Source organism: Litoribacter populi (genome assembly GCF_007483685.1).
Lineage (GTDB): Bacteria > Bacteroidota > Bacteroidia > Cytophagales > Cyclobacteriaceae > Litoribacter > Litoribacter populi.
Genome location: NZ_VMKN01000001.1, coordinates 29,084 through 51,830, shown reverse-complemented (window position 1 = coordinate 51,830; position 22,747 = coordinate 29,084). Strand labels below are relative to the sequence as shown.

The following is a 22,747-nucleotide window of genomic DNA, read 5'->3' as shown; positions in this document are numbered from 1 at the left end:
GTTTAAAAATGAAGGTTGCCAGGTGCCACCCTTCGGGCTCTTCATGTTCCTTTTACCTCCCCCTTGTACCCAATTGTTTGCCACGTCGGTTACGTGGTTGTCAGTGTTGTCATTGTTGTTCGTCAAGAGGAGGCAAACACTCCCTGCGGTCGGTTTGTATCTCCTCTTGACGATAGTTGTCAGGGTTCTGTTATAGCGCTTAAAAATGACTTTCTCATCTGCCCGAGTCAGAGACTCTCGACTCAGGATGCGCAAGTCAGAGACTTGGCATAACGTTGTTGCCACGTCGGTTACGTGGTTGTCAGTGTTGTCATTGTTGTTCGTCAAGAGGAGACAAACACTCCCTGCGGTCGGTTTGTATCTCCTCTTGACGATAGTTGTCAGGGTTCTACCTTGTCGCCCAGCAGGGGCTTACTTACGTTTGGAGATGAGGGATAGACCTTTTCTTAGTGACTATTTTAGTACGTGACTACATCCCCCCTGCCCCCTTCCAAGGGGGATTTGGTTCCGTGGTTATTTAAATATATACGCCACTCCCACATTCGCTACAAAGTTCTTTCTGTCCAGTCCCGGGGTCATGTAGAAGTCGGGGTCGTTTTCTAGGTACCATTTGTAGTTGAGGGTGTTTACGTATTGGAAGCGGGAGGATAGCAATACATTTCCAAATCTCCAGTCGGCAACCAAGGAGGGAACAATGTCCACGTATTTTCTTCTGAAATCCTTGATGATTTCGAAACGCTTGTAATAGAAATCATTGTTATAGGTGATATGCTCGAGTTGGAAACCTATACGGTTGAAGTTCTTGATCCAGCTAAGTTCCCCGAAGAAGGTGTTTGAGCCTGTACCATTTCCGGCGCCCAGTACTTGGCCGTGGTGGGTATAGCCATGCCTCACATGGGGGTGGGTGTACCAACTGTTCATCTCCCTGATACCACGACGGACGGTCTGCCCCGTGAGGGTCATTTCCATATGCACCTGTAGAAACTGGTCTTTTTTACTCAGTGGGTGGAGGTTGACAAAGCCCAATGTAAACGCCCTTCCCTCGTCCGGATTGACAATAAACTCCCTTAGACGCTTACTGTTTCCGGTGCTACCGTACTCGCCGTAGAATTCAAAATGTCCCTCAGGCATCATCCATCTGAAAAAGCCATTGCTCATCTGATGGCGGCGGTCTACGGCTGGACTGTTTACAGATCTGGCCCGCTTGTCTCCGTTGAATATTGGGAGGAAATCGCTGAAGCGGTCCATGTCGTTCCAGTACATTTGGGAGACAGAGCTGTAACCAAGAGAAAGACCAGGAACCCATTTGGGTTGGTAGCTCACGATTATGCCGGCCAGGTAACGCCACTCATCATCCCGCTTGGGATGGTAAAGCATTTGGTATCTCTCGGATAATTGATGGTTTGGGGGCAAGAAGTTCGAAGACTCCAATCGGCCTGCAATCACCTGTCCTTCGAAAGAACCTATGGCAGTTTGGAAGGGCTTCCTGGTATTCAGAGTCAAATGCAAAAATCCCGGGGCATTGTTGCTCATCATCAGGGAGTGCCTTTTGCTTGGGCCCCACCACAGACTCTCGGAACTGATACCAAAAGATAGGTGCTCCATGTTGAACCTTAAGCTGGATTGGCCCAGGAAGAACATGGTATAGGGACCGTTACCAAACCGTTCGGGCTGGTCGATCATGTTGAGAAAATCGTAGTATTCCTGCCAGGTGCTGCCCCAGTGTTCTTCCGGGAAGCCCTGATAATCTCGGTTTTGGGCATGGATCAGGTCGGGCTGTACCTGAAGGCTGAATCTTCCATACTCGGCATAGACACCCAGACTAATATGTGTTTGAAGTCCACGGTTGGGGATCATGGGGCCGTCGTTGTTACCAAAGGCATAATTGGAGTTGAACTGGCTTCTTACCACGGCCGGCATCATGACCATCCTGCCTTTGGTGCCAAGGGGTTTGTGGTATTCCGATTCTTCCCCAGCCGTAAAGGTGGAGTCCAGGTCCACCGCACTTTCAAACCCAAATGCTTCGCGAGGGGAGAGGGGGCGGATATTGAAGGAAACGCTAGGATCCAGCTTGCCCAGCAGCTGCTGTCTCCGCAGATACTCCTCCATCAGCGGCGTCCCCATCGGAACCGTCTGCCCCCATCCCGTTAAGGGGAGCAGTGCGAATGAAATTAAAAGTATATGTAGTAATCTTTTCATGCGTATTTGGTTATCATGCCTGCGGCATTGTTTAGGGGTTAAGGTTTAAAACTGAAGGTTGCCAGCCGGTGGTCTCACGAAGCACTGGGCGCTGAGCACGGAGCACTGAGCACTGAGCACGGAGCACTGAGCACGGAGCACGGAGCGCTGAGCACTGAGCGCCCATTTCTCATTTTATCGTCTCTTTTAGCCTTCCTGCCAAAAAGATAATCTCGCCGTGTCTAGGACTTTCCCGATCCGCTGCGCTACTCAGGAGAAGAGTGCGACATTGCAACACCTTTTTCCATTGTGCCCTTCGTGCCCGCATTTGTCTTTATAACTCACCACGGATTGCACAGATTTACACAGATTCCACCTGTGGGTATTTGTGTGAGTTTATTTACTCTGTGTCCCTTTACTTCTGCATCGAGGCCGTGCCTTTCTTTGTGTCCTTCTTTTTCTTCGTGGCCATTGTGCCCTTTTTCTTTCCCGATCCGCGAAAAGCTCCTCGGGACAAGTGTGCGAAGCTTCTAGACCTCTTCCCGCCCCGGCGGGCAAGCATTCCGCACAAGCTCCAGTCGAGGTGACGACGTTGGGTCCGTGTCGAGGTTTTCCTTCGTGCCCTTATTTTTTCTTCGTGTCCTTAGTGTCCTTTTCTTTTTGCGACTTCTTTTTAACTTAGTGCGACTTAGTGACCTCTTTAGAAAACGTAAGCCGCCCGGATCGTGCTTTGGAAGTTGAACACATCCATTCCTTTCGGGAATTCGGGGGTGCTGCTTGGATCCAGGCGCCACTGGTAATTCAGCGAGTTGATGAAGAACCATTGAGAACTCACAAACAACCTCCCAAACTGCCAATCAGCCAACAGCCCCAAGTTCAAATCCACCCAGCGACCGTTTTGGGTGGCGTCATTGAAGTTCTTTACATATATATCCTGATGCCTGTTTAGCCTATCCAATCTTACACCCAACTTCTTATTTCCGCTAATCCAGGCGGTTTCAAAAGTTTGAATGTTACTGCTAGGACCAATGCCTGGCCCGATTAATTGACCTTGGTTAGTCATACCATGAAAAACTGGCCAGTGTCCTCCCCAATTACTTCCACCCCCAATTGTATTTGGATACCTAGCCAAAATATTAATAGATTCTTGCTGCTGAAGCATTTCACCCCGTACTTGGATTAAGTTTCCTGATTCAAGATTAAATAACTTGGTGAAACCCATCAAATAGGCTCTTGCATGCTCTGGGTTTGAGACAAATTCCCTCCAGTCATAAGCATGGTCCCTACGGCCATATTCAAAATAGACTTCTGTTTTAGCTTTAGGAATGGCATATCGCAAGAAAACTGAAGCTTTCTGGTCCCTTCCCTCAGCATCCATATCAAAACCTGCTTCTACTTTTTGAAATGGGTTTATTACTGGAAAATAGTCTGCAAATGAATCACCTCTAAAAGAATCATATTGTTGAAAAACTCTTGTACCACCAATGGTAAATCCCGGAATCCATTTGGGTTGATAGGAAATCATGATGGCATTCAGGTATCGCCAATCATCCAATAACCTATGCATATTAGCTTGAGGAATTCCTGATCCTTCCAACCGCCCAATTAATAATTGTCCTTCAAAAGACCCCAAGAAGGTTTTGGCTGGCTTTCTTGTGTTTAAGGTTAAATGTTGGAAGCCGAAAGCGTTGTTGGTAAACATGAGGCTGTTAAATTGGCCAGGTCCCCACCAGATGTTTTCATTGGAAGCGCCTATGGAAAAGACTCCTGCATTTAGGCGTATGCTACTCTGGCCCAAAAGAACAGTGGAATATGAGCTATCCCCCCATCTTTCCAAATATTCTGTGTAAATGCTTTTTGATCTTCCTATTTCATATGGCCTGTTTTGAGCCCAGATATGTTCGGGCTGGAATTGTATGCTTAATGGTCCAACTTCTGCATAAGCTCCAATGCTTGTATAAGTTTGAATTCCCCGGTTTACTACCATTGGCCCATTCACCTGAGGATAAGGGTGGTGGGTATTGAATTCTGTGTGGAGTTGAAAAGGTAAAAGCTGTACGCGACCGCGCTCTTTCCAAAAACGGTATTGGAGCTTGCTTTGAGACAGGGAGTCGTTGCTGGTTAAGTTTCCGACCTGGTAGGTATCAGTGTAGGAGGTAAGTTGCAGTGGGTTGAGGGGTCTTAGGGTAAAGGAAACTGTGGAATCCAGTTCACCTAATAGCTGCGCTCTGCGTAGACTCTCTTCCAGGACGGGGAAGCCTACGGGGAGGGTTTGAGCCGAAGCGCCCATGCAGATAAAAATAAAGAAACCTGTTAGTAAATGTTTCATATTATAAGTTTTCTCGCAGCGAGCGCAAAGAATACGCAATGACCGCAGCGAAATTTTTCAATAGGTCACTAAGTCGAAGAAGTTTTAAAGAAGTCGCACGAAGTTTAAATTTTCAAAATTCATTCTCATCACATTCCTAATTCCTCGTTTATAATTTTCCGTTTTTGTGTCCTCCCAAGAGGCTAGTTAAACATCGGGGGGATTACTTGGTGACTGTCGGGTCTATTTACTTTTACTTTGTGCGACTCCTTTGTGTCGAACTTAGTGTGACTTTGTGACCAATTATCTTCGTTTGACATCCCCCCTGCCCCCCTTCTAAGGGGGAATTGTTATCGTTATCTTACGTTCAACACACTCACTTCAATTTTATTCACTGACCAGCTCTCATCACATCTTTGGTCCTCGGCATTCCACTGGACCAGTTCGTCCAGGCAGGAGATGGTGAGGGTGCTGTTGTTGTGGGAGATGAGTTTGCTGATGCGGTAATGGCTGGTCCAGTTGGGAATGCCCGCATATTGGCACCTGCCCGGAAGATTGCCTCTTACCACCCCGGTTTTGGGGACAAACTGTCTCACATAATTCTCAGGATAGGATTGATAAAGGCAATAAGCGCTTTCGCAAGGTGAATTGGAAAAGGTGGTGTTCAACACCTCCTGCTCATCCAAAAACATCTTCCAGACATCCGGTCCTCCCGGATCCTGGAAATTGCCATCCCAGGAATCGTGTAAATATAAATCAATCGAAACTCTTACCATATTATGGGAGGGCAGATTTCTCAATTTCATGCTGAAACCCTCGTTGTTGAAAAACCCAAGTACCGAATCCCCATTGTAAAAGTCTATACCACGTTGGGTAATAAAATCTTCAAGATTGCCGGTGGTAAAGTCATTTACGTAAATGGTCTGTTCTTCTAATAACTCTTGCTGGCAGGAGAAAAATGCCATTATAGCCAGGCCGAAGGCCAAAATACTAAGTGATTTCATTTTGATTCAGGTACTTAGATAAATAACACCGACAAATATAGGAATAATTAGGTATTACGTGCGAGTAAAATGGTTAAAGGCTTATGGTTTAAAGTTTAAGTGATTTGGGGTGGGTTTCTTTCAAACGGCTTTTTTCAGTATATGAAGAGGCTAAATGCAAAGCTGATAAGCAATTAGCTGTGAGTCAGTTTCTCATGGATATAAATAAACGGCTTCAAACCTGCAATTTAGGATAACTATGGTTAAATTTGCAGGAATTTTACTGCGCAACTATTCTCCATACTACATTTTTGCTTGAATCGTTAACCTTGCTAGGACAGCTGAAGCTGTGACCGACGGGGCGAAGCTGTGCGATGTTGGTGAAAAGGGACACGGAGTATCACAGAGTTCAAAATGGAGTTTCGCAGAGTTCCCCCGACGCGGCGATAAATGGGGCACTAAGGGCACTACTCTAAGTAATTCCCCCTTCGAAGGGGGTAGGGGGGATGTCAGGACGGAAACAAATTGGTCACTAGGACACTAAGTTTAAAAAGAAGTTACACAAAGGCTTCATCGCGGCAATAAAAGAGGCACCAAGGGCCACAAAGAAAAAATAAGGGCACAAAGGCCTTCGCGGGTCTGCGTCTTCCCGATCCGCAAGCATCGCAGGACAAGTTCCGCGGTTAAAATTGGAAGTAACTGAGCAGTACAGCCGAGATGGCTATTCGTATTAAGTTAATAAAACTAAAGGCTTAACATACTTTGGGATTTCTTTCTTTTCTTTGCGGTTAGTTTTCCTATTGGTGAATGCAGGTAACTTAATCGTCAAACTTGACGTGTTAGGCTTTAAGTAACAAGTAAATAACTACAGAAATCCATTTCTGTTTTCTCTATAAATAGTAAATGAAACAATTATCATTATTTCTCTTATTCTTTTTAGTAAGTGTAATAGCGCATGCCCAGTCCCTACAGGACATTCAAAACGTAAAAGTCGATAACCTTTCGGATGCGCAGATTGAGCAGTTGATCAAACGGGCGGAGCAACAGGGTATAACCGAACAGCAAATTCCCCAGATGGCGCAAGAGAGGGGAATGCCTCCCCAGGAAGTGGGGAAACTCCGCCAAAGAATTCAGGAATTGAGATCGGGTAGGAGAGGGGATCAAGGTCAGCAACAGCGTGGTGATAGGAGAATACAAGGCAGAGACAGCAGAACGGTTGAAGGGGAAGTAGATGAGTTGGAGGCCATATTTGATTCGCTTCGCCGCTCAGACCCTTATTATGATCTTACCCCAAAGCAGAAAAAGATTTTCGGTTACACGCTGTTCCACAACAGGGAATTAACCTTTAATCCCAGCATGAACATCCCCACACCTCAAAACTATACTATTGGTGCGGGAGATCAACTTTTAATAGATGTGTACGGGGCATCCCAACAGGAATATGACCTGACAGTTAATCCTGAGGGCAGGGTTTTTATTCCCAATGTGGGGCCAGTCCAAGTTGGGGGACTTTCTGTGGAGGCGGCTACATCTCGACTGACTAGTTCTTTATCCAATATCTATAGCGGTCTTAGAGGTTCAAATCCAAATACTTTCCTGCAGATCAGGTTGGGGAACATCCGTACCATTAAAGTTTCCATGGTAGGTGAACTTAGAAAGCCTGGCACTTATAACTTGCCTTCTTTTGGATCCGTGTTTAATGGCCTTTTTGCGGCTGGTGGACCTAATGAGAATGGTTCATTCAGACATGTGCAAGTATATAGAGACAGCAAGATGATCGGAGAAGTGGATATCTACGACTTTTTGGTAAGAGGGGGACAGGATTCCAATATCATGCTGCGCGATAATGATGTGGTGATTGTTCAACCTGTACGTAGACGAGTGGAAATTGACGGACCTGTGCGCAGACCTGGATTGTTTGAAATTAAACCTGATGAATCGCTAGAAGACCTGATTGAATTTGCTGGAGGATTTTCAGATAGGGCGTTTCAAAATAGAGTGACTGTAAGAAGATCTACCGGATCTGAAATGCAAGTGGACGATATAGGATCGGATTTTTATGCCACCTTCACCCCCCGTGACGGAGATGTATATAGAGTGGGTGAGATTTTGGAAAGGTTTGAGAATAGGGTTCAGGTTTCTGGGGCAGTGTTCCGTCCGGGGGAATTTGCATTGACTGAAGGTCTTACCCTAAAAGACTTAATAGAAAAAGCTGGAGGATTAAGAGGCGATGCATTTACCAACAGGGCCACACTTTATAGAACCAAAGAAAACTTCAAACAGGAAATTCTCTCCATTGATTTGGAACATGTGATGGATGGTTCGATTGGTGATGTTACATTGAGAAGAGAGGATATATTGAACATTGCTTCCATCTACGACATCAAGGAAGAATACTACGTGCAGGTTTCTGGAGAGGTGAATAGAACCGGTGTTTATCAGTATGCGGATAATATGACGGTGGGTGACTTGGTGGTGAAATCAAGAGGATTTAAAGAATCAGCATCCAATTCCTTCATTGAAATTGCTAGGAGGGTGAAAAATGACCGTACTGGAAAGATTGCTGAAATCATCACCATAGAAATCGATAGAGATTTGAATGTGAGACCAGAAGATGCTGGTATTATTTTACAGCCTTTTGATCATGTCTTTATTAGAAAGAGTCCTGGATTCCAAAGGGATAAAGTGGTTAAAGTGGAGGGAGAAGTTTTATTTCCCGGTGATTTTGCTTTGGGGAAAATTGATGAGCGAATATCTGATGTTTTGAAGAGAGCAGGCGGAATGAACCAGTTTGCTTATCCAAAGGGAGCTACTTTGATCCGTAGGACAGAATTTTATAAAACGTTGGAAGAAGAGGAACGCAAACTGAAAAACCTTCAATCCTTATTGGATCATATTGATAGAGGAGACAATGTGGACAATTCCGAAACTGAAATGGAATTACTAAAGAGACTTGAGAGGAGGGTAGAAGTTCTCCGAGAAGAAAGAGATAAACGTAGGGAAGAGGATACAGATGCAAATCTTGGCTTCATAGAAGATAGGTATGCTGGTCTAGATGGTGCAGACACAAGTTCTGTCAAACTTACCATAAGAGAAACTGAATTGGTGGGTATAGAGCTGGAGAAAATTCTCCAAAATCCTGGGTCAAAGTATGATTTGATTTTACAAGAAGGAGACGTATTAAGTATACCTAAGGAACTTCAAACCGTCAGGATGAGAGGGGAAGTGCTATACCCAACGACTGCCCGGTATGATAGTAACAGAAGCTTTAGGAATTACATTTCAAGAGCTGGAGGGTATACAGAAAGCTCTAGGAGATCCCGGGCCTATGTGGTATACGCAAATGGGGATGTTCAAAGAACACGGTCTTTCCTAGGATTAAAATTTTATCCAAGCATTGAGCCTGGGGCGGAGATCATTGTTCCAGAAAAACCTGATCGAGCTCCTATTCCACCTCAAGCATGGGTTACAATTGGGTCTGGCCTTGCCACTATGGCATTAGTAATTACGCAGGTTTTAAACAATATTTCAGAATGATTATGAAAATGATAAATTCCTTCGTGAAAAAAAATTTAATTCATTTTACTTTTTTCTATAATCATTTGAGATATAGGATTTTTATAACTTTAGGTTTAAGCCTTTTAGTTGGTGTTTTAGATGGGTTTGGATTAGCTATGTTTCTTCCATTATTACATATTGTTGATGGGAACGTCAGTGATGCAGACTCAGGTTTGGGAGGTATGGGCTTTATTTTAACAGGTGTTGAAGCCTTAGGTATACCTTTATCTCTTGTCTCGGTACTAAGCATTATTCTTGTTTTTTTTACATTGAAAGGGGTGTTTAAATTTCTTGAATCATATTACAACGTTCATACTCAACAGTACTTTATAAAGAAAATTAGATATGAAAATGTTGATTTACTTTCAAATTTTAGCTTTAAAAGTTTTGTAAAATCAGATGCAGGAGAGATTCAAAACACTTTGGGTGGAGAAGTAGGAAGAGTATCAAATGCTTACAGAGGATATTTTTTATCTATTCAGGCTGGGATTTTAGTTTTAGTATATTTTGTATTAGCATTTGTTACCAATCCTCAATTTGCTCTCCTGGTAGCAGTAGGGGGAGGATGTTCTAATTTTGTTTATAAAAAAATATTTGAGAAAACTAAAGAAACGTCAAAAAAGATTTCCAAAGGTGGACATGGATTTCAAGGACTACTCATTCAAAAGGTTTCTTTCTTTAAATATCTTAAAGCTACAGGATTTATCAAAAATTTTGGATTAAAATTAAAGCACTCTATTGATTATATAGAAGAGGCAAATAGAAAAATTGGCTTGTATAATTCAATTCTTTTATCTACAAGAGAGCCATTAGTAATGTTTGTAGTTGTAGTAGTGATTTTAATTCAAGTCAGTTATTTTGGTGAAAATCTGAGTGTACTAATACTTAGCCTTTTGTTTTTTTACCGAGCATTAAATGCATTGGTGGAGGTTCAAAATCATTGGAATTATTTTTTAAATATGTCAGGAGCTCTTGATAATATGAATAAATTCATGAAAAATTTAAAGAATAATGAAGAAGTAACAGGCTCCATCAGTGTAAATCAAATTAAAGAAAATATATCTCTACGAAATGTTTCATTCTCTTATAATACAGAAAAAGTTTTAAATAATATTAATTTAGATATTATTGTAAATAAGACTTATGCATTTGTTGGAGAAAGTGGTAGTGGAAAAAGTACTATAGTAAATTTAATTGCGGGATTGCTTCCTGCAGATATTGGTGAAGTGTATTTAGGTGAAAATTCTTATAAAAATTTGAATATTGAAAGTTTTCAGAAAAGGATTGGTTATATAACTCAAGAACCTGTAGTATATTCTGATACGATATATAATAATGTGACGCATTGGGCGGAAAAATCCAAAAGAAATATTGAGAAATTTTGGTATGCTTTAGAAAAAGCTGCTTTGGCTGATTTTATTAAATCTTTACCTATGCAGGAAAATGAACTCCTAGGAAACAATGGTATAATGGTTAGTGGAGGGCAAAAGCAAAGAATTTCTATCGCTAGAGAACTATTTAAAGATATAGATGTCTTAATAATGGATGAAGCCACATCTGCCTTAGATACTGAAACTGAAAGGTCTATTCAAGATAATATTGAAGCTTTAACCGGGAAATTTACTATTCTTATTGTGGCTCATAGGTTATCAACTATAAGAAGTGCAGACAAAGTGGTTGTTTTAAATAAAGGATCTATTGATGCAATTGGAAGTTTTGACTACTTGCTTCAATCTTCTTTGAAATTTAAGCAAATGGTTAATTTTCAGGAAGTTTAATTAAATTATTGATTGTATGCTTAAATTTTTGGTAATAATTGTTTCTTCTGGTGAAAATGAGTTAGAAGAGTGCATGCGGGTTGTAAATTCTCAAAGGGATGTAAATTATAAAATATTCCACATTAAAGATTTAGCAAAAAAAGAAGCACACGACCAACTATACGAAAAAATCCAATCTGAAAGTCTGAACTATGATCTTTTTGTTAAAATAGATGCAGATATGATTCTATTTTCCCATCATAGTTTAAAGCAAATACAAACTTTTTTTCTAGAACATACAGATGTGGATCATGCTACATTTTCGGTATTTGATTGGTATTCTCAAAAGGCTATTATGGGTTTACATGTCTACAGTAATAAGTGCACTTGGACAAATACAAATGATCCCTTATTTACAGATCCATTACCAAACTTCCCAGGAAATAAGAAATTGGTTTGGGATAACCCTAGCCCGATAGCAAAACACTCACCCAATCCTTCATCAGAACAAGCATTTCAATTTGGTTTTCATAGAGCTTTAAAATTTCTTCAAAAAGATCGAAAAGTAATTAACATATCTCGATCTTTATTTCACTATGATCTTTTATACCAAGTCTATTTACAATCTAATTTATGTGGAGATAGAAGAAGGAAAGAAGCCTTATATGGGGCTGAACTTGCCTTTTCTAGTAAAGTGATAAAATATACTTCAAGAAATGACAATTTTTTAAAAGAAGAATGGAGGAAACTGGAAAAATTAAGTGAAAAAGAAGTTGATCGAATTATTGATGAAAGATGGGGACTGGGTAGGTTTAATCAGAATTTTTGGTTTTCTTCCGAAAAATTTAGCTGCTGGGTTAAGTATATGTTTAATAATTTGATCTCAAAGTTTTAAATTAATAAATCTGGTTTGGATAAATTTGTTGTTTATACTTGCATTACTGATAATTACGATTGGCTTTTACCCCCTTTAGTCTTGTCTGATAATGTGGATTATATTTGTTTTTCTGATTCCTATAAAGGTTTTCATAATAATTGGGAAGTACGTCCTATACCTAAATCTATTTCCAATTTGCCAGGCAATCTTATAAATAGATACCTAAAGATTTTTCCCCATAAGTTTATGGACCAATATAAATGGTCAATATATGTAGATGGAAATATTAGGATTCTTAATGACTTAAGGGAGCTAGTCAGTTCCTTACAAAAAAATAATTATTTGATGGGCTGTCCATTACATCCCGAGAGAAAAAATATTCATGAGGAAATAGTAGCCTGCAAAAAGTTAAATAAATTCTCGGAAAAAGATTTGTTGTGTATTGAGAATCAATATAAGGATTATATTTTGACTGGTATGCCATTAAACTTTCCTTTGACTGAAAATAACATTTTGATTCGTTGCCATGGTAATATCCAGATTCAAAATTTAATGCAATTGTGGTGGGAGCATTTAGAAAAATATAGTAAAAGGGACCAGATAAGTCTGCCATACTTAATTTGGTTGTCGGGCTTGTCGATTAAGCGTTTTCCATTTGCAGCTTCAATAGATAATAAATACTTTAAAAAGATTAGTCATCGAAAAAAGCAACCTCTATTTTATGATTTAAAAGATTACGTTTTCCATAGGCAAATAGACGGTTTTTTCTGGAAAGTTATTTTTTTTAAATTTAGAGTTATAAATTTTTTATACAAAAATTTATATTTCACGAAAGGTACTTAACATAAGAATAATAACTTTAATATGCTTTATGTAATTATTGTAACGTTTAATGGATATAATTGGATTTCTGAATGTCTGAATAGTTTAAAAAAGTCTGATTTTAATTATAAAGTTATTGTCATAGATAATGGTTCTGAAGATGGAACTATTGAGTTACTTGATCGTTCATTTAAAGAGGTTCTATTAATTAAGTCCGAAAAAAATCTAGGTTTTGGAAAAGCTAATAATATTGGAATTAAGATAGCTTTAGATAATAATGCAGAATTTATTTTTTTATTAAATCAAGATGCGTATTTATATAGAGGGTCTTTAGATAATTCAATAAAAATTTTAAATAAAGGAAATAAAATCGGTATATTATCTCCCATTCATTTAGCCGGTAATAAAAAAGATTTTGACTTTGCCTTTTATGAATATGTTAGACCCGAATTTACGCCAGATTTGTTAGGAAGTTATTTTACGGGAAATTTGGAGGATTACTACCCAACTAATTTTGTTAATGCAGCTGCTTGGTTAATAAAAGCTGAAATTATTAAAAAAATTGGCTATTTTCACCCTGTTTTTCCTCATTATGGAGAAGATGATGAATATGTATCTAGATTAAAAAAAGCAGGCTATTCGATATGTATTGACCCAAATCTATTTATTATACATGATAGGCCTCAACATAGGGCTGATAATAAATATTTTAAACCTTATCTAGCACAGTATCGAATTGCTTTGCTAGAATTTTTCAGGTATGGGAAAGTGAATAAATTTGAGATGCTGAAAAATTTTACAATTGAGTTTTCTAAGAATTTGTATTCTTTAAATTTAAGGAATCTTCCATTATTTCCAGTTTATTATTTTAAAACCTTTTTAACTATTAGAAAAATTAAAAAAGGTTACTATTCAGTTAAAAATCCAATATAATTATTAGGTTTCAATAAAATTTAATATGGGTACGTCAGTAAGGCAAGTGTTTTCGGGTGATAAAATTAAATTAGTTGATCTTATACTTTTGGTATTTAAAAAGTGGATCATTCTCGTAATATCTGTTTGTGTTTTCATTATTGGAGGACTAATTATTTCGCTTACATCTACTACCGAGTACGAAGCTACTACTGTTATATTATCTGAGTACAGTCCAAATAATCAATTAGGTGGTATAGGTCAATTAGGAAATTTAGCAGGAATAGCAGGTTTGAATCTTCAAGGTTCTGGAACTCAAGTATCACTCACTCCAGAATTTTATCCTGAAATAATTCAGAGTAGACCATTTCTTTTAGGATTGATCAAAGAGGAATTCTATTTTAGCACAAAAGATAAAACCATGTCTATTCAACAATTTTACTTGGAGGATAGGCCTGATCATGCCATTAAAAAATTCATTAATTTTTTCCGAAAAATTCCAAATGTAATTAAAAAATCTTTGTCTAAATCTGAAGTAAAAACTTCTTTAGAGACCCCAATTATATCTGAGTCTAACAATACAATTTCCGTTCTTTTGCCTGAAGAGGGATATGCGATAGGTCTTTTAAAAGATCGGATTGATATTGATATTGATAAAAGGAAAATTACTCTTAAGGTTAAAAATTCTGATCCTCGGGTTGCTGCAGAATTAAATACTGTAGTCGAAGAACGAATCATACAATATGTTACAGAGTACCAAATAAATAAACAGCGGAGAAATGTTGAGTTTATTGAAGAAAGAGCTAATGAAGCTGAATTGAATTTTCAAAATGCCCAAAATACTTTAGCTGCTTTTCGGGATGCAAATCAAGGAATTGTTTCTCAACGAGCAAGAACTAAAGAAGAGCAATTGCAAGCTGAATTCAATATTGCTTTTAATGTCTACAATACTTTGAAACAGGAAGCAGAACAAGCCCGAATTCAATTAAAGAAAGATACACCGGTTTTTACTGCATTTGAGCCTGTTTTGATTCCTTCTTCTCCTTCTGATCCAAACATCTTCAGGATATTAATTTTATCATTTATAGCTGGCTCTTTTATTGGTTTCTTAGTTATTGGAATCAGTTTAATAGTGGATTATATACGAAATTAATATGATGTTCTCTTTACTAATAGCAAATTTTAATAATGGTAAGTATTTAGAAGAATGTGTTAATAGCATTATTATTCAAAAGTTTCAAAATTTTGAAATTGTTATTGTTGATGATTGTTCAACGGATGACTCAATAAAAATTATTCTTCAATTAAAAGATCTTTATCCTAATATAAGACTTTATCAAAATAAAATAAATTCAGGTTGTGGATTTACAAAAAGAAGATTGTGCGAATTAGCTAATGGTGAAATACTAGCCTTTGTGGATCCTGATGATACGATAAGTGAATATGCATTACAAAAAATGTTTGAAGCGCATATTGAATATCCTAATTATTCCCTTATTTATTCTACATTATTCTATTGTAATTCACAGCTTCAACCAAAATATTTATCTCCATATGTACAGGAGATTCCAGTCGGTCAGACTTTGCTAACTTTTAAAGAAGGCTGTATATCTCATTTTGCAACTTTTAAAAAGAAGTACTATAATATGACTGAGGGGATTGATCCTAGCCTTATACGAGCAGTTGATCAAGATTTGTATTATAAATTAGAAGAGGTGGCCCCAGTGAAATTTATTAATATTCCGTTATACTACTATAGAATTCACGAACAAGGCATATCAACTGGTCAAAATGAGAAAAAGGCATATATTTGGCATCTTAAAGTAAAAATTAATGCTTACAATAGAAGAGGTGAAAAAATAATGAAATTTAAAAGTCTCGCAATTTTAGCGAAACTTAAAAATGATTTTTTTAATTTATTTCGTTACTCCATATGTTATTTTATTTGTAAATTCTATGAAGGTTAGTGTAATAATACCATGTTATAACCAGGGAAATTATATAAAAGAAACCATCTCCTCTGTTATTAATAGTAATTATTCCAATTTTGAAATAGTGATTGTAAACGATGGCTCTGATGATTTATTTACTTTAAAAGAGTTTGCTAAGTTAGAAACGGAAGGGTTTACCGTTTTACACAAGGAAAATGGAGGTCTTTCATCCGCTCGAAATTTTGGGATAATGAATTCAATCGGAGAGTTGATCCTGCCTTTAGATTCCGACGATAAGATTTCGAAAGACTATATTAAGGAGGCTGTAGAGGTTTTTCAAAATATTCCAAATTCATGTATTGTTTATAGTAAAGCAAAATTGTTTGGATATCAAAATAAAAAATGGAATTTGCCTCAGTTTTCATTAAAAAGATTTTTAAGTGGTAATATTATTTTTTGTTCTGCATTTTTCAAAAAAGAAGATTGGGAACGAGTTGGAGGGTATGATGAGAACATGCGTAAAGGTTTTGAGGATTGGGAGTTCTGGATGAAGCTATTGAATTATAATCCTAATGTATTTCAATTAAATAGCTATCATTTTTTTTATAGAGTGAGAGAGGATTCAATGGCTCGAACAACAAATATTAAATATAAAAAAGAAGTTTTCGATTATATTTATGAAAAACATAAAGATTTTATTATTGAAAATTTGGGAAACCCTCTATTGTTGATTCATGAACTGCAAGGAATTAAAGAGCTTTATAATAGAATTGATTCAAAAATAGGTAGAATATTGCTTCGCCCAGTTGTTAATATAGTTGGGAGATTTTTTAATAGCTGAAATGAATATTTCCTTAACTAAGGCTATTGATAATGTCTCTTTGTGTTTATTTGTAATTATTTGCTTTTTTTTAACTAGGCAATTTCCTTTTAAAGAGTATTCTTTTATAATGAATTTGGGCACATTTGCATTTTTTGTAATTCAATTCAAATGGGTTATTGAAAATAACAATAAATATAATGTAGTATTACTTTTACTCTATTTATTAGCGATTGCATTTTTAATACCCTACTCTATTTTTATGGGGAATAATTTAGGTTTAGTTTTTAGATTTTCCTTTATTTTATTATTTTTAATGCTAGGATTTTTTATTAAACCTAATGAAAAGTATTTATCTGTGTTTCTTTTTTTTAATATATTTCAAGCTTTATTTTTAATAGGATTTCATTTAATTTTAAATTATTTTTTTACAATTGACACATACAATATAGTTCGCTTTTGGTTTAAGGAGCATGGATTTGGTGATGTATATACTTATAATGGTTATTTATATAATATTCAGTTATTAGGAAATGCTTTACTCCCAGTTTCATTCTTTATCTGCCTTGTTATTTTTAAGGGTTTTAAAAGGTTTTTAATGGCTTCTATTTCTTTATTAGGCGTCCTGGTTGCTGGTAATTTTGCTTTTTTTTTAGGAGTATTTATCTTTTTTGTTTTATTTATTTTTATAAAAGTTAAAGTTGAATTTATTAATTGGATTTTGTCCTTTGCTTTTTTGTTCTGTATTAGTCTAGCTATGTTTAATCCTGTATTGAACTATATAGAGACTACACTTGATAAAAAATCAGAAGAGTCTAACCCCGTTAGGATTGATCAAGCACAGGTTTTATTAGATGATTTGAAGGAATCTAATTTCACCTTTCTTTTTGGAAAAGGATTAGGAAATACTGTAGATAGAAAAACAAAGTGGAGAAATTATCAAGATAATGTGTATTTTGAACTTCAATCACTTTATTTTCTAAATCAATTAGGGGTCCTGCCTTTTTTAATTTTTGTTTCTTTCAATATCTTGTTAATTATTATATTTTTCTCTAATCCATTGGTTAAAGCCACTTATATATCATATTTATTTTATTCCTCTTTCAATCCTTATTTTTTAGACACCTCTCATATAATTGTGGTTGTTGTTTTAATTTCCCTTAATCGATATTTGAAAATTAATAAAGGTATTAGTCAAAATGCAATTAATAAGTAAGGTTAAAATTTATTCAATAATAGTAACATATAATCCCGATTTGAGTAAGTTGGATAATAGTGTTATGAGATTGATTTCTGCAGGGTGTTATAAAGTCATTATTGTAAATAATTCAAGCTATCCACTTAATTTAAAGAAAGATAGTATTACGGTTATAAACCTAATGCAAAATTTGGGAATAGGAAAGGCTCAAAATATAGGAATGGAAATGGCGTATAGTGAAGGAGCTGATTTTTTTCTTCATATGGATCAAGATAGTTTAATTGACCCTAATATGATCAATCGATTGTTATCATCGTATTTTTTCCTTCAAAATAAAGGTTATTTAATTGGTTTAATTGGGCCTGTGGATTATGATATTGACTCGCTTAAACCATCAATCCCTAAGTTTAACAAAGGAAAGATGATTGAAAAAGATCTTATTTCTGTCTCTGAGACATTAAGTTCAGGGAGCCTTATTCCTTCTCATATATATAATGAAGTTGGAGGTTTGAATGAAGACTTGTTTATAGATGTTGTAGATTTTGAATACTGTTGGAGGATTAAAAGATCAGGATATTTAATTATTCGCGATTTTAAAGCTAAACTTTTTCATAAACTTGGTGATGGTAGGGTTAAAATTCTTGGTTTTCTACATGTAGGTAATACAGCTCCTTTTAGACATTATTATGCATTCCGAAACTCCGTTTATTTAATTTTATACGAAAAGGCCCCTTTTTACTGGAAACTTTCAAATGCAATAAAAATTGTTTTTAAAATTGGGGTTTATCCGTTTGCATTTAAAAATGGGCGTGAGCGATTTTCCTATATGAGTATGGGTTTTATAGATGGTTGTCGTAGAATATTTAGAGTTATAAATTAACATGCAATTTTCAGTTTTAATATCCGTATATATAAATGATAATCCTTTGTTTTTAAAAATGGCATTGGAATCTGTTTATGACCAACAAATATTGAAGCCAAATGAAATAGTAATCGTCATTGATGGGGATATTAATAAGGATAATTTAGATATAATTTTAGAATTTAAATCTAGAGCTCCTGTAAAAATAGTCAAACTAAAAATAAATAGCGGATTAGGAACAGCTCTACATTATGGACTCAAAGAGTGTTCTTATGAATATGTTTTCCGGATGGATGCCGATGATATATCTATTTCTAATAGGTTTTTAAAACAAATTGAATTTTTCAAAAGAAACCCAAGTGTTGATATTTTGGGCGGAACTATTGAAGAATTTAAAGATAATATTGGTGATTTATCTGTTTTTAGAAAGGTTCCTAAATCTCATAAAGAAATCAATAATTTTTTGAAATGGCGATCCCCATTTAATCATGTTACGGTTGGTTTCAAGAAATCTTCTATTTTAAAATGTGGGTCCTTTTTATCTATGATTTCTTTTGAAGATTATTATTTATGGTTTAGGGCTTTAAAATCTGGCTGTATTACTCATAACCTTGAAGATGTTTTGGTCTTTGTCAGAGGCTCGGATGACATGATTGGGAGAAGACATGGTTTTACTTATTATAAGAGAGAGCTGAAATTTTTTTCAATTGCCTATAGAGAGAGATTAATAGGCCTGGGAAATTATTTTTATTTCGTTATGAGGGCTCAATTAAGATTAGTTCCTAAATTTCTTCTTGTAAAACTTTATAATAGATTGTTAAGGAATTAATATTCAATTTTTTTGATTTTTTGATTAGAAGTATTATATTGATTATATTTTGTTAAGGTATAAACTATTATATATGTCACTATTAAATGTTGTTATTAAATTGCGAGATCTAATCTTAGGTGTTAGTAAAAATCAAACTCTGCTTCATAAGTCTTTGGAAAATGACAAGGAAATTTCTTTCCGAATTAAGGAAATAAAAGCCATGGAAGTTTTAAAGCCTTATTTTCCAGATAGTTATTTATTTGAGACTAGTTACTCAATTTCCTTTCAAACCTTACAGCACCTTGCTAATGATATCGTCGTTTATCGTCCAAAAACTATTTTGGAAATTGGTTCTGGGCTATCAACTATAATTATTAATAATTTATTGAAAGAATTAAATTATGATGTTAAATTTTTTAGTGTTGATCAAGATTTAGGTTGGCAAAAAACCTTAAGTAAAACCTGTGATTTAGTTCTATTTAAACATTTTGATCTTATTAATTCTAATTCTTTTTCTTTTGATGGGACTGGAACTTGGTTTGACATTCCATCCAACTCTGAACTTTTATCAATGAAATTTGATTTAATTTTGGTTGATGGCCCTAAAGGTCATGAAAGTAAATTTGCACGTTATGGAATTGTTAATTTTATATCGGATCGACTGAACCCAAATTCTATTATGTATATCGATGATACTCATAGAGAGGATGAAGATTTAATTGTTAGTGATTTGGTAAAAAGAATGGATCTTAAAATAGTTAATAGAGGATATAACTATTGTAGATTATCTTTCGTGGATAATATTAATACTAAACCATTTTAATCTAGTTTTATTCAATAGAAAATTTCTAATTTCTATCTAAATATGAAATCTATTCTTGTTACTGGGTGTGCCGGGTTTATAGGCTCTAACTTTGTTCCATATTTCTTACAGAAATATCAGGACTACCGTATAATCAACCTTGATCTACTTACTTATGCAGGTAACCCGGAAAATTTAACTGAGGTAGCTTCTGAAAATAGACATGTATTTATTGAAGGGGATATACGCAATAGGGAATTAGTGGCGGATCTATTCTCGGAATATGATATTCGTGGTGTAATTCATTTTGCGGCTGAATCTCATGTAGACAATTCAATCAAAAATCCCTCCGTTTTTATTGAAACCAATGTTAACGGCACATTTAATTTGATAGATGTGGCTTATAAATACTGGATGAATCAACCATTTCAGTTCAAAGCTGGGTATGAGGAATGTAAATTTCTGCACATTTCTACTGATGAAGTATATGGCACACTAGGGGCTGAAGGCCTTTTCACCGAGGAGACTCGATATGCGCCCAATTCCCCGTATAGTGCTAGTAAGGCCGGTTCAGATATGGTGGTAAGAAGTTATCACCATACCTACGGAATGAATACAGTGATTACAAATTGTTCTAACAATTACGGGCCAAAACAACATGATGAGAAACTGATCCCTACAATAATCAGAAAAGCTCTGAGTGGAGAAACGATCCCTATTTACGGAGATGGAAAAAATGTACGTGATTGGTTATTTGTTTTGGACCACTGCAAAGGAATAGATTTGGCATTTCATAATGGTATTAGTGGGGAGGCCTACAATATTGGTGGAAGAAATGAGAGGACTAATAACTACATTGCCCATACTATATGCACTCTACTTGACGAAATCGTTCCTTTGAAAAGCGGAAGCTATAATGCACAAATTAAATATGTAGAGGACCGTGCGGGACATGATAGAAGGTATGCCATTGATGCCTCCAAAATTGAAACCAAACTGGGTTGGCTTGCAGAAGAAAACTTTGAATCGGGCATTAAGCTGACAATAAATTGGTACCTAAATAAATATAAAGAGGGAATTGAATTTGATAGACTCTCTTTGAATAATATTTTGTAATCAGAGAAGTCCTGAAATTATTTCAAAACTTCTGAATTAAATAAAGCGATGAATATTATAGAGACTAATTTAGAAGGTTGCTTCGAAATTGAACCAAGAATCTTTGAAGATGATAGGGGATACTTTTACGAGTCTTTCAATGAAAGTACCTTTAATAAACTTACGGGTTTTAATAGAAACTTTGTTCAGGATAACCAATCCAAATCTAAGAAAGGGGTGTTGAGAGGATTGCACTTTCAGTCGCCTCCCTATGCACAGGCTAAGCTAGTTAGAGTGGTAAGTGGAAAAGTCTTGGATGTGGCAGTGGATATTCGAAGAGGATCTCCTACATATGGGGAGCACCATGCTGTCTATTTAAGTGACGAAAATAAAAAGCAGTTTTTTGTACCCAGAGGAGTTGCTCATGGATTCGTGGTGCTTTCAGAAACTGCAGAATTTTTATATAAATGCGATAACCTATACCATCAGCCATCAGACGGAGGGCTTTATTATAATGATAGGGCTCTAAATATTGATTGGATGATCGAGGAGACTGCTATAATTGTGTCAGATAAAGATAGGTTGTTGCCCAGTTTTGAAAATTTCGAATCTCCATTTATTTATGAAGAGGAGTTAAGTTATGGATATAGTGAGTAGAATAGCTAATACATACACTAAGACAAAATTGCAATTCTAACATATATCTTTCATAGAGTATCTTAAGAGCCCACCACCATGGGCTCTTTTTTTTTACGGATATTATCGTTTATTATACCACCCGTATGGGGTTAAATTGAGCCAATTTTTAAATTGGGTTGATAATCCGTTTCATACTGACCTTTCCCCAAACAACCGGATCAATTGATCCGATGTCAGGCTTTAAACGACTGCCATCCGGCGGGTGTCGACCCACTATTAGATGGTTTTGGTTTCTTAGCGGTGATTTTTACACCGAGACAAGAACACTATTGCCGGAAAACCATAACTTATGAGTCAGATTAAACAGTTATTGATTTTACACAACAATAGCTGTTTGGCTCGTCGACCAACCCGAGGAGCCACAATCCGACCGCAGGTCGAGATTTGCTCATCGAGGCGGACAACCATGACAACCACGTACACCAATAACAAGTTGTTTGAAATTTGAAACTAAATACTATCTTTCGAAAATTTTATAATTTCTAAAGATGAAAAAACTTCTATTTCTGGTATTCTTTTTACCGCTGGTTTCCTATGGACAATTATCAAAAGGGACAAAATTTGTTGGGGGAGACATGGTGTATTCGGCACACACCGTAAACTATGGCTATTCCAGCGAACCAACGAGCACGATGTTTTCATTGAATGGGCAGGTGGGATATTTTCTGAGTGACTCCTGGGCTGTAGGTCCTATGGTGAATTACATTACAAATAACCGCCCTAATATCAATCCGGTGACAAACCTGTTTGAAGATATAAGGGTCACTGGTATTGCCGGTGGTCTTTTTGCAAGAAAGTTCTTCACTATCTCGGACAACTTCCTTTTCAGCTTAGAAGGAAAGGGTTTGGCCGGAAACATTAACAGAGGTGTGAATAGGGATATATATAATGAAAGCAGTACAAGGGTATACCTCTCCCTTCGCCCTGCCTTTACTTTCATGCCTAATCCAAAATGGGGTTTTGACGCTAGCATTGGAGAAATCTTTTACCAATCTAACTGGACTGACTATTATTTAGAAACCACAAATTTTCGGATCAGTTTCGGACATGTGAATTTAGGAGTGAATTACTTCTTTGGCAGGTAGACACGGATCTGCCTTCATCCCTAACCCTCGCCGCGGTGGCTACGGCGAA

18 protein-coding genes are annotated in these 22,747 nt (G+C 36.5%); 15 read left to right on the top strand and 3 right to left on the bottom strand.

Annotated elements, in window-relative coordinates:
* Positions 1 to 513: 513 nt before the first annotated feature.
* The 3 genes from FPL27_RS00215 to FPL27_RS00205 all read right to left on the bottom strand — a co-directional run bounded on the left by FPL27_RS00215 (position 514) and on the right by FPL27_RS00205 (position 5,490).
* On the bottom strand, positions 514 to 2,199 hold the full coding sequence (locus tag FPL27_RS00215; RefSeq protein ID WP_143959162.1) for a capsule assembly Wzi family protein: 1,686 nt from the start codon (positions 2,197 to 2,199) through the stop codon (positions 514 to 516).
* 679 nt (positions 2,200 to 2,878) lie between these two features.
* The gene (locus tag FPL27_RS00210) at positions 2,879 to 4,507 is read right to left on the bottom strand and encodes a capsule assembly Wzi family protein (RefSeq protein WP_143959161.1); all 1,629 of its coding nucleotides are present in this window, start codon (positions 4,505 to 4,507) and stop codon (positions 2,879 to 2,881) included.
* 335 nt (positions 4,508 to 4,842) lie between these two features.
* Positions 4,843 to 5,490, bottom strand: coding sequence for a hypothetical protein (locus FPL27_RS00205; RefSeq protein WP_235893346.1), 648 nt, complete (start codon positions 5,488 to 5,490; stop codon positions 4,843 to 4,845).
* 882 nt (positions 5,491 to 6,372) lie between these two features.
* On the opposite strand from FPL27_RS00205, the gene FPL27_RS00200 reads away from it, so the two are divergent.
* From FPL27_RS00200 to FPL27_RS00130, 15 genes are all read left to right on the top strand, one after another.
* Complete coding sequence (locus tag FPL27_RS00200) at positions 6,373 to 9,006, top strand: SLBB domain-containing protein (protein WP_143959160.1); 2,634 nt, start codon at positions 6,373 to 6,375, stop codon at positions 9,004 to 9,006.
* 23 nt (positions 9,007 to 9,029) lie between these two features.
* Positions 9,030 to 10,805: an ABC transporter ATP-binding protein gene (locus tag FPL27_RS00195; protein WP_221936574.1), complete on the top strand. Its 1,776-nt coding sequence runs from the start codon at positions 9,030 to 9,032 to the stop codon at positions 10,803 to 10,805.
* 16 nt (positions 10,806 to 10,821) lie between these two features.
* Entirely contained in the window at positions 10,822 to 11,679 is an 858-nt protein-coding gene (locus FPL27_RS00190) for a hypothetical protein (RefSeq protein ID WP_143959159.1), read from the top strand.
* Between the two features lie 15 nt (positions 11,680 to 11,694).
* A complete protein-coding gene (locus FPL27_RS00185) occupies positions 11,695 to 12,504 on the top strand; it encodes a glycosyltransferase domain-containing protein (protein ID WP_143959158.1) in 810 nt (269 codons plus the stop codon).
* A gap of 21 nt (positions 12,505 to 12,525) precedes the next feature.
* Positions 12,526 to 13,416, top strand: a complete 891-nt coding sequence (locus FPL27_RS00180; protein ID WP_143959157.1) for a glycosyltransferase family 2 protein — start codon at positions 12,526 to 12,528, stop codon at positions 13,414 to 13,416.
* A gap of 25 nt (positions 13,417 to 13,441) precedes the next feature.
* A complete protein-coding gene (locus tag FPL27_RS00175) occupies positions 13,442 to 14,548 on the top strand; it encodes a Wzz/FepE/Etk N-terminal domain-containing protein (protein ID WP_143959156.1) in 1,107 nt (368 codons plus the stop codon).
* Between the two features lies 1 nt (position 14,549).
* Positions 14,550 to 15,362 carry a glycosyltransferase family 2 protein gene (locus FPL27_RS00170; protein WP_143959155.1) on the top strand — a complete coding sequence of 271 codons (813 nt, stop codon included), beginning with the start codon at positions 14,550 to 14,552 and terminating at the stop codon, positions 15,360 to 15,362.
* Positions 15,352 to 16,167 (top strand): glycosyltransferase family A protein, encoded by an 816-nt coding sequence (locus FPL27_RS00165; protein ID WP_185974254.1) that lies wholly within the window; start codon positions 15,352 to 15,354, stop codon positions 16,165 to 16,167. Before FPL27_RS00170 ends, FPL27_RS00165 begins: the two co-directional genes overlap by 11 nt.
* A 1-nt stretch (position 16,168) precedes the next feature.
* The gene (locus FPL27_RS00160) at positions 16,169 to 17,362 is read left to right on the top strand and encodes a hypothetical protein (protein ID WP_143959153.1); all 1,194 of its coding nucleotides are present in this window, start codon (positions 16,169 to 16,171) and stop codon (positions 17,360 to 17,362) included.
* Entirely contained in the window at positions 17,346 to 18,224 is an 879-nt protein-coding gene (locus FPL27_RS00155) for a glycosyltransferase family 2 protein (RefSeq protein WP_143959152.1), read from the top strand. The genes FPL27_RS00160 and FPL27_RS00155 overlap by 17 nt, the downstream gene beginning before the upstream one ends.
* 1 nt (position 18,225) lies before the next feature.
* Positions 18,226 to 19,035, top strand: a complete 810-nt coding sequence (locus FPL27_RS00150) for a glycosyltransferase (RefSeq protein WP_143959151.1) — start codon at positions 18,226 to 18,228, stop codon at positions 19,033 to 19,035.
* Between the two features lie 73 nt (positions 19,036 to 19,108).
* The gene (locus FPL27_RS00145; RefSeq protein WP_143959150.1) at positions 19,109 to 19,840 is read left to right on the top strand and encodes a class I SAM-dependent methyltransferase; all 732 of its coding nucleotides are present in this window, start codon (positions 19,109 to 19,111) and stop codon (positions 19,838 to 19,840) included.
* A gap of 42 nt (positions 19,841 to 19,882) precedes the next feature.
* Positions 19,883 to 20,935: a dTDP-glucose 4,6-dehydratase gene (gene rfbB, locus FPL27_RS00140; protein WP_143959149.1), complete on the top strand. Its 1,053-nt coding sequence runs from the start codon at positions 19,883 to 19,885 to the stop codon at positions 20,933 to 20,935.
* 48 nt (positions 20,936 to 20,983) lie between these two features.
* Positions 20,984 to 21,571, top strand: coding sequence for a dTDP-4-dehydrorhamnose 3,5-epimerase (rfbC, locus tag FPL27_RS00135; protein WP_143959148.1), 588 nt, complete (start codon positions 20,984 to 20,986; stop codon positions 21,569 to 21,571).
* A gap of 530 nt (positions 21,572 to 22,101) precedes the next feature.
* A complete protein-coding gene (locus FPL27_RS00130) occupies positions 22,102 to 22,698 on the top strand; it encodes an outer membrane beta-barrel protein (RefSeq protein ID WP_143959147.1) in 597 nt (198 codons plus the stop codon).
* Positions 22,699 to 22,747: the final 49 nt, after the last annotated feature.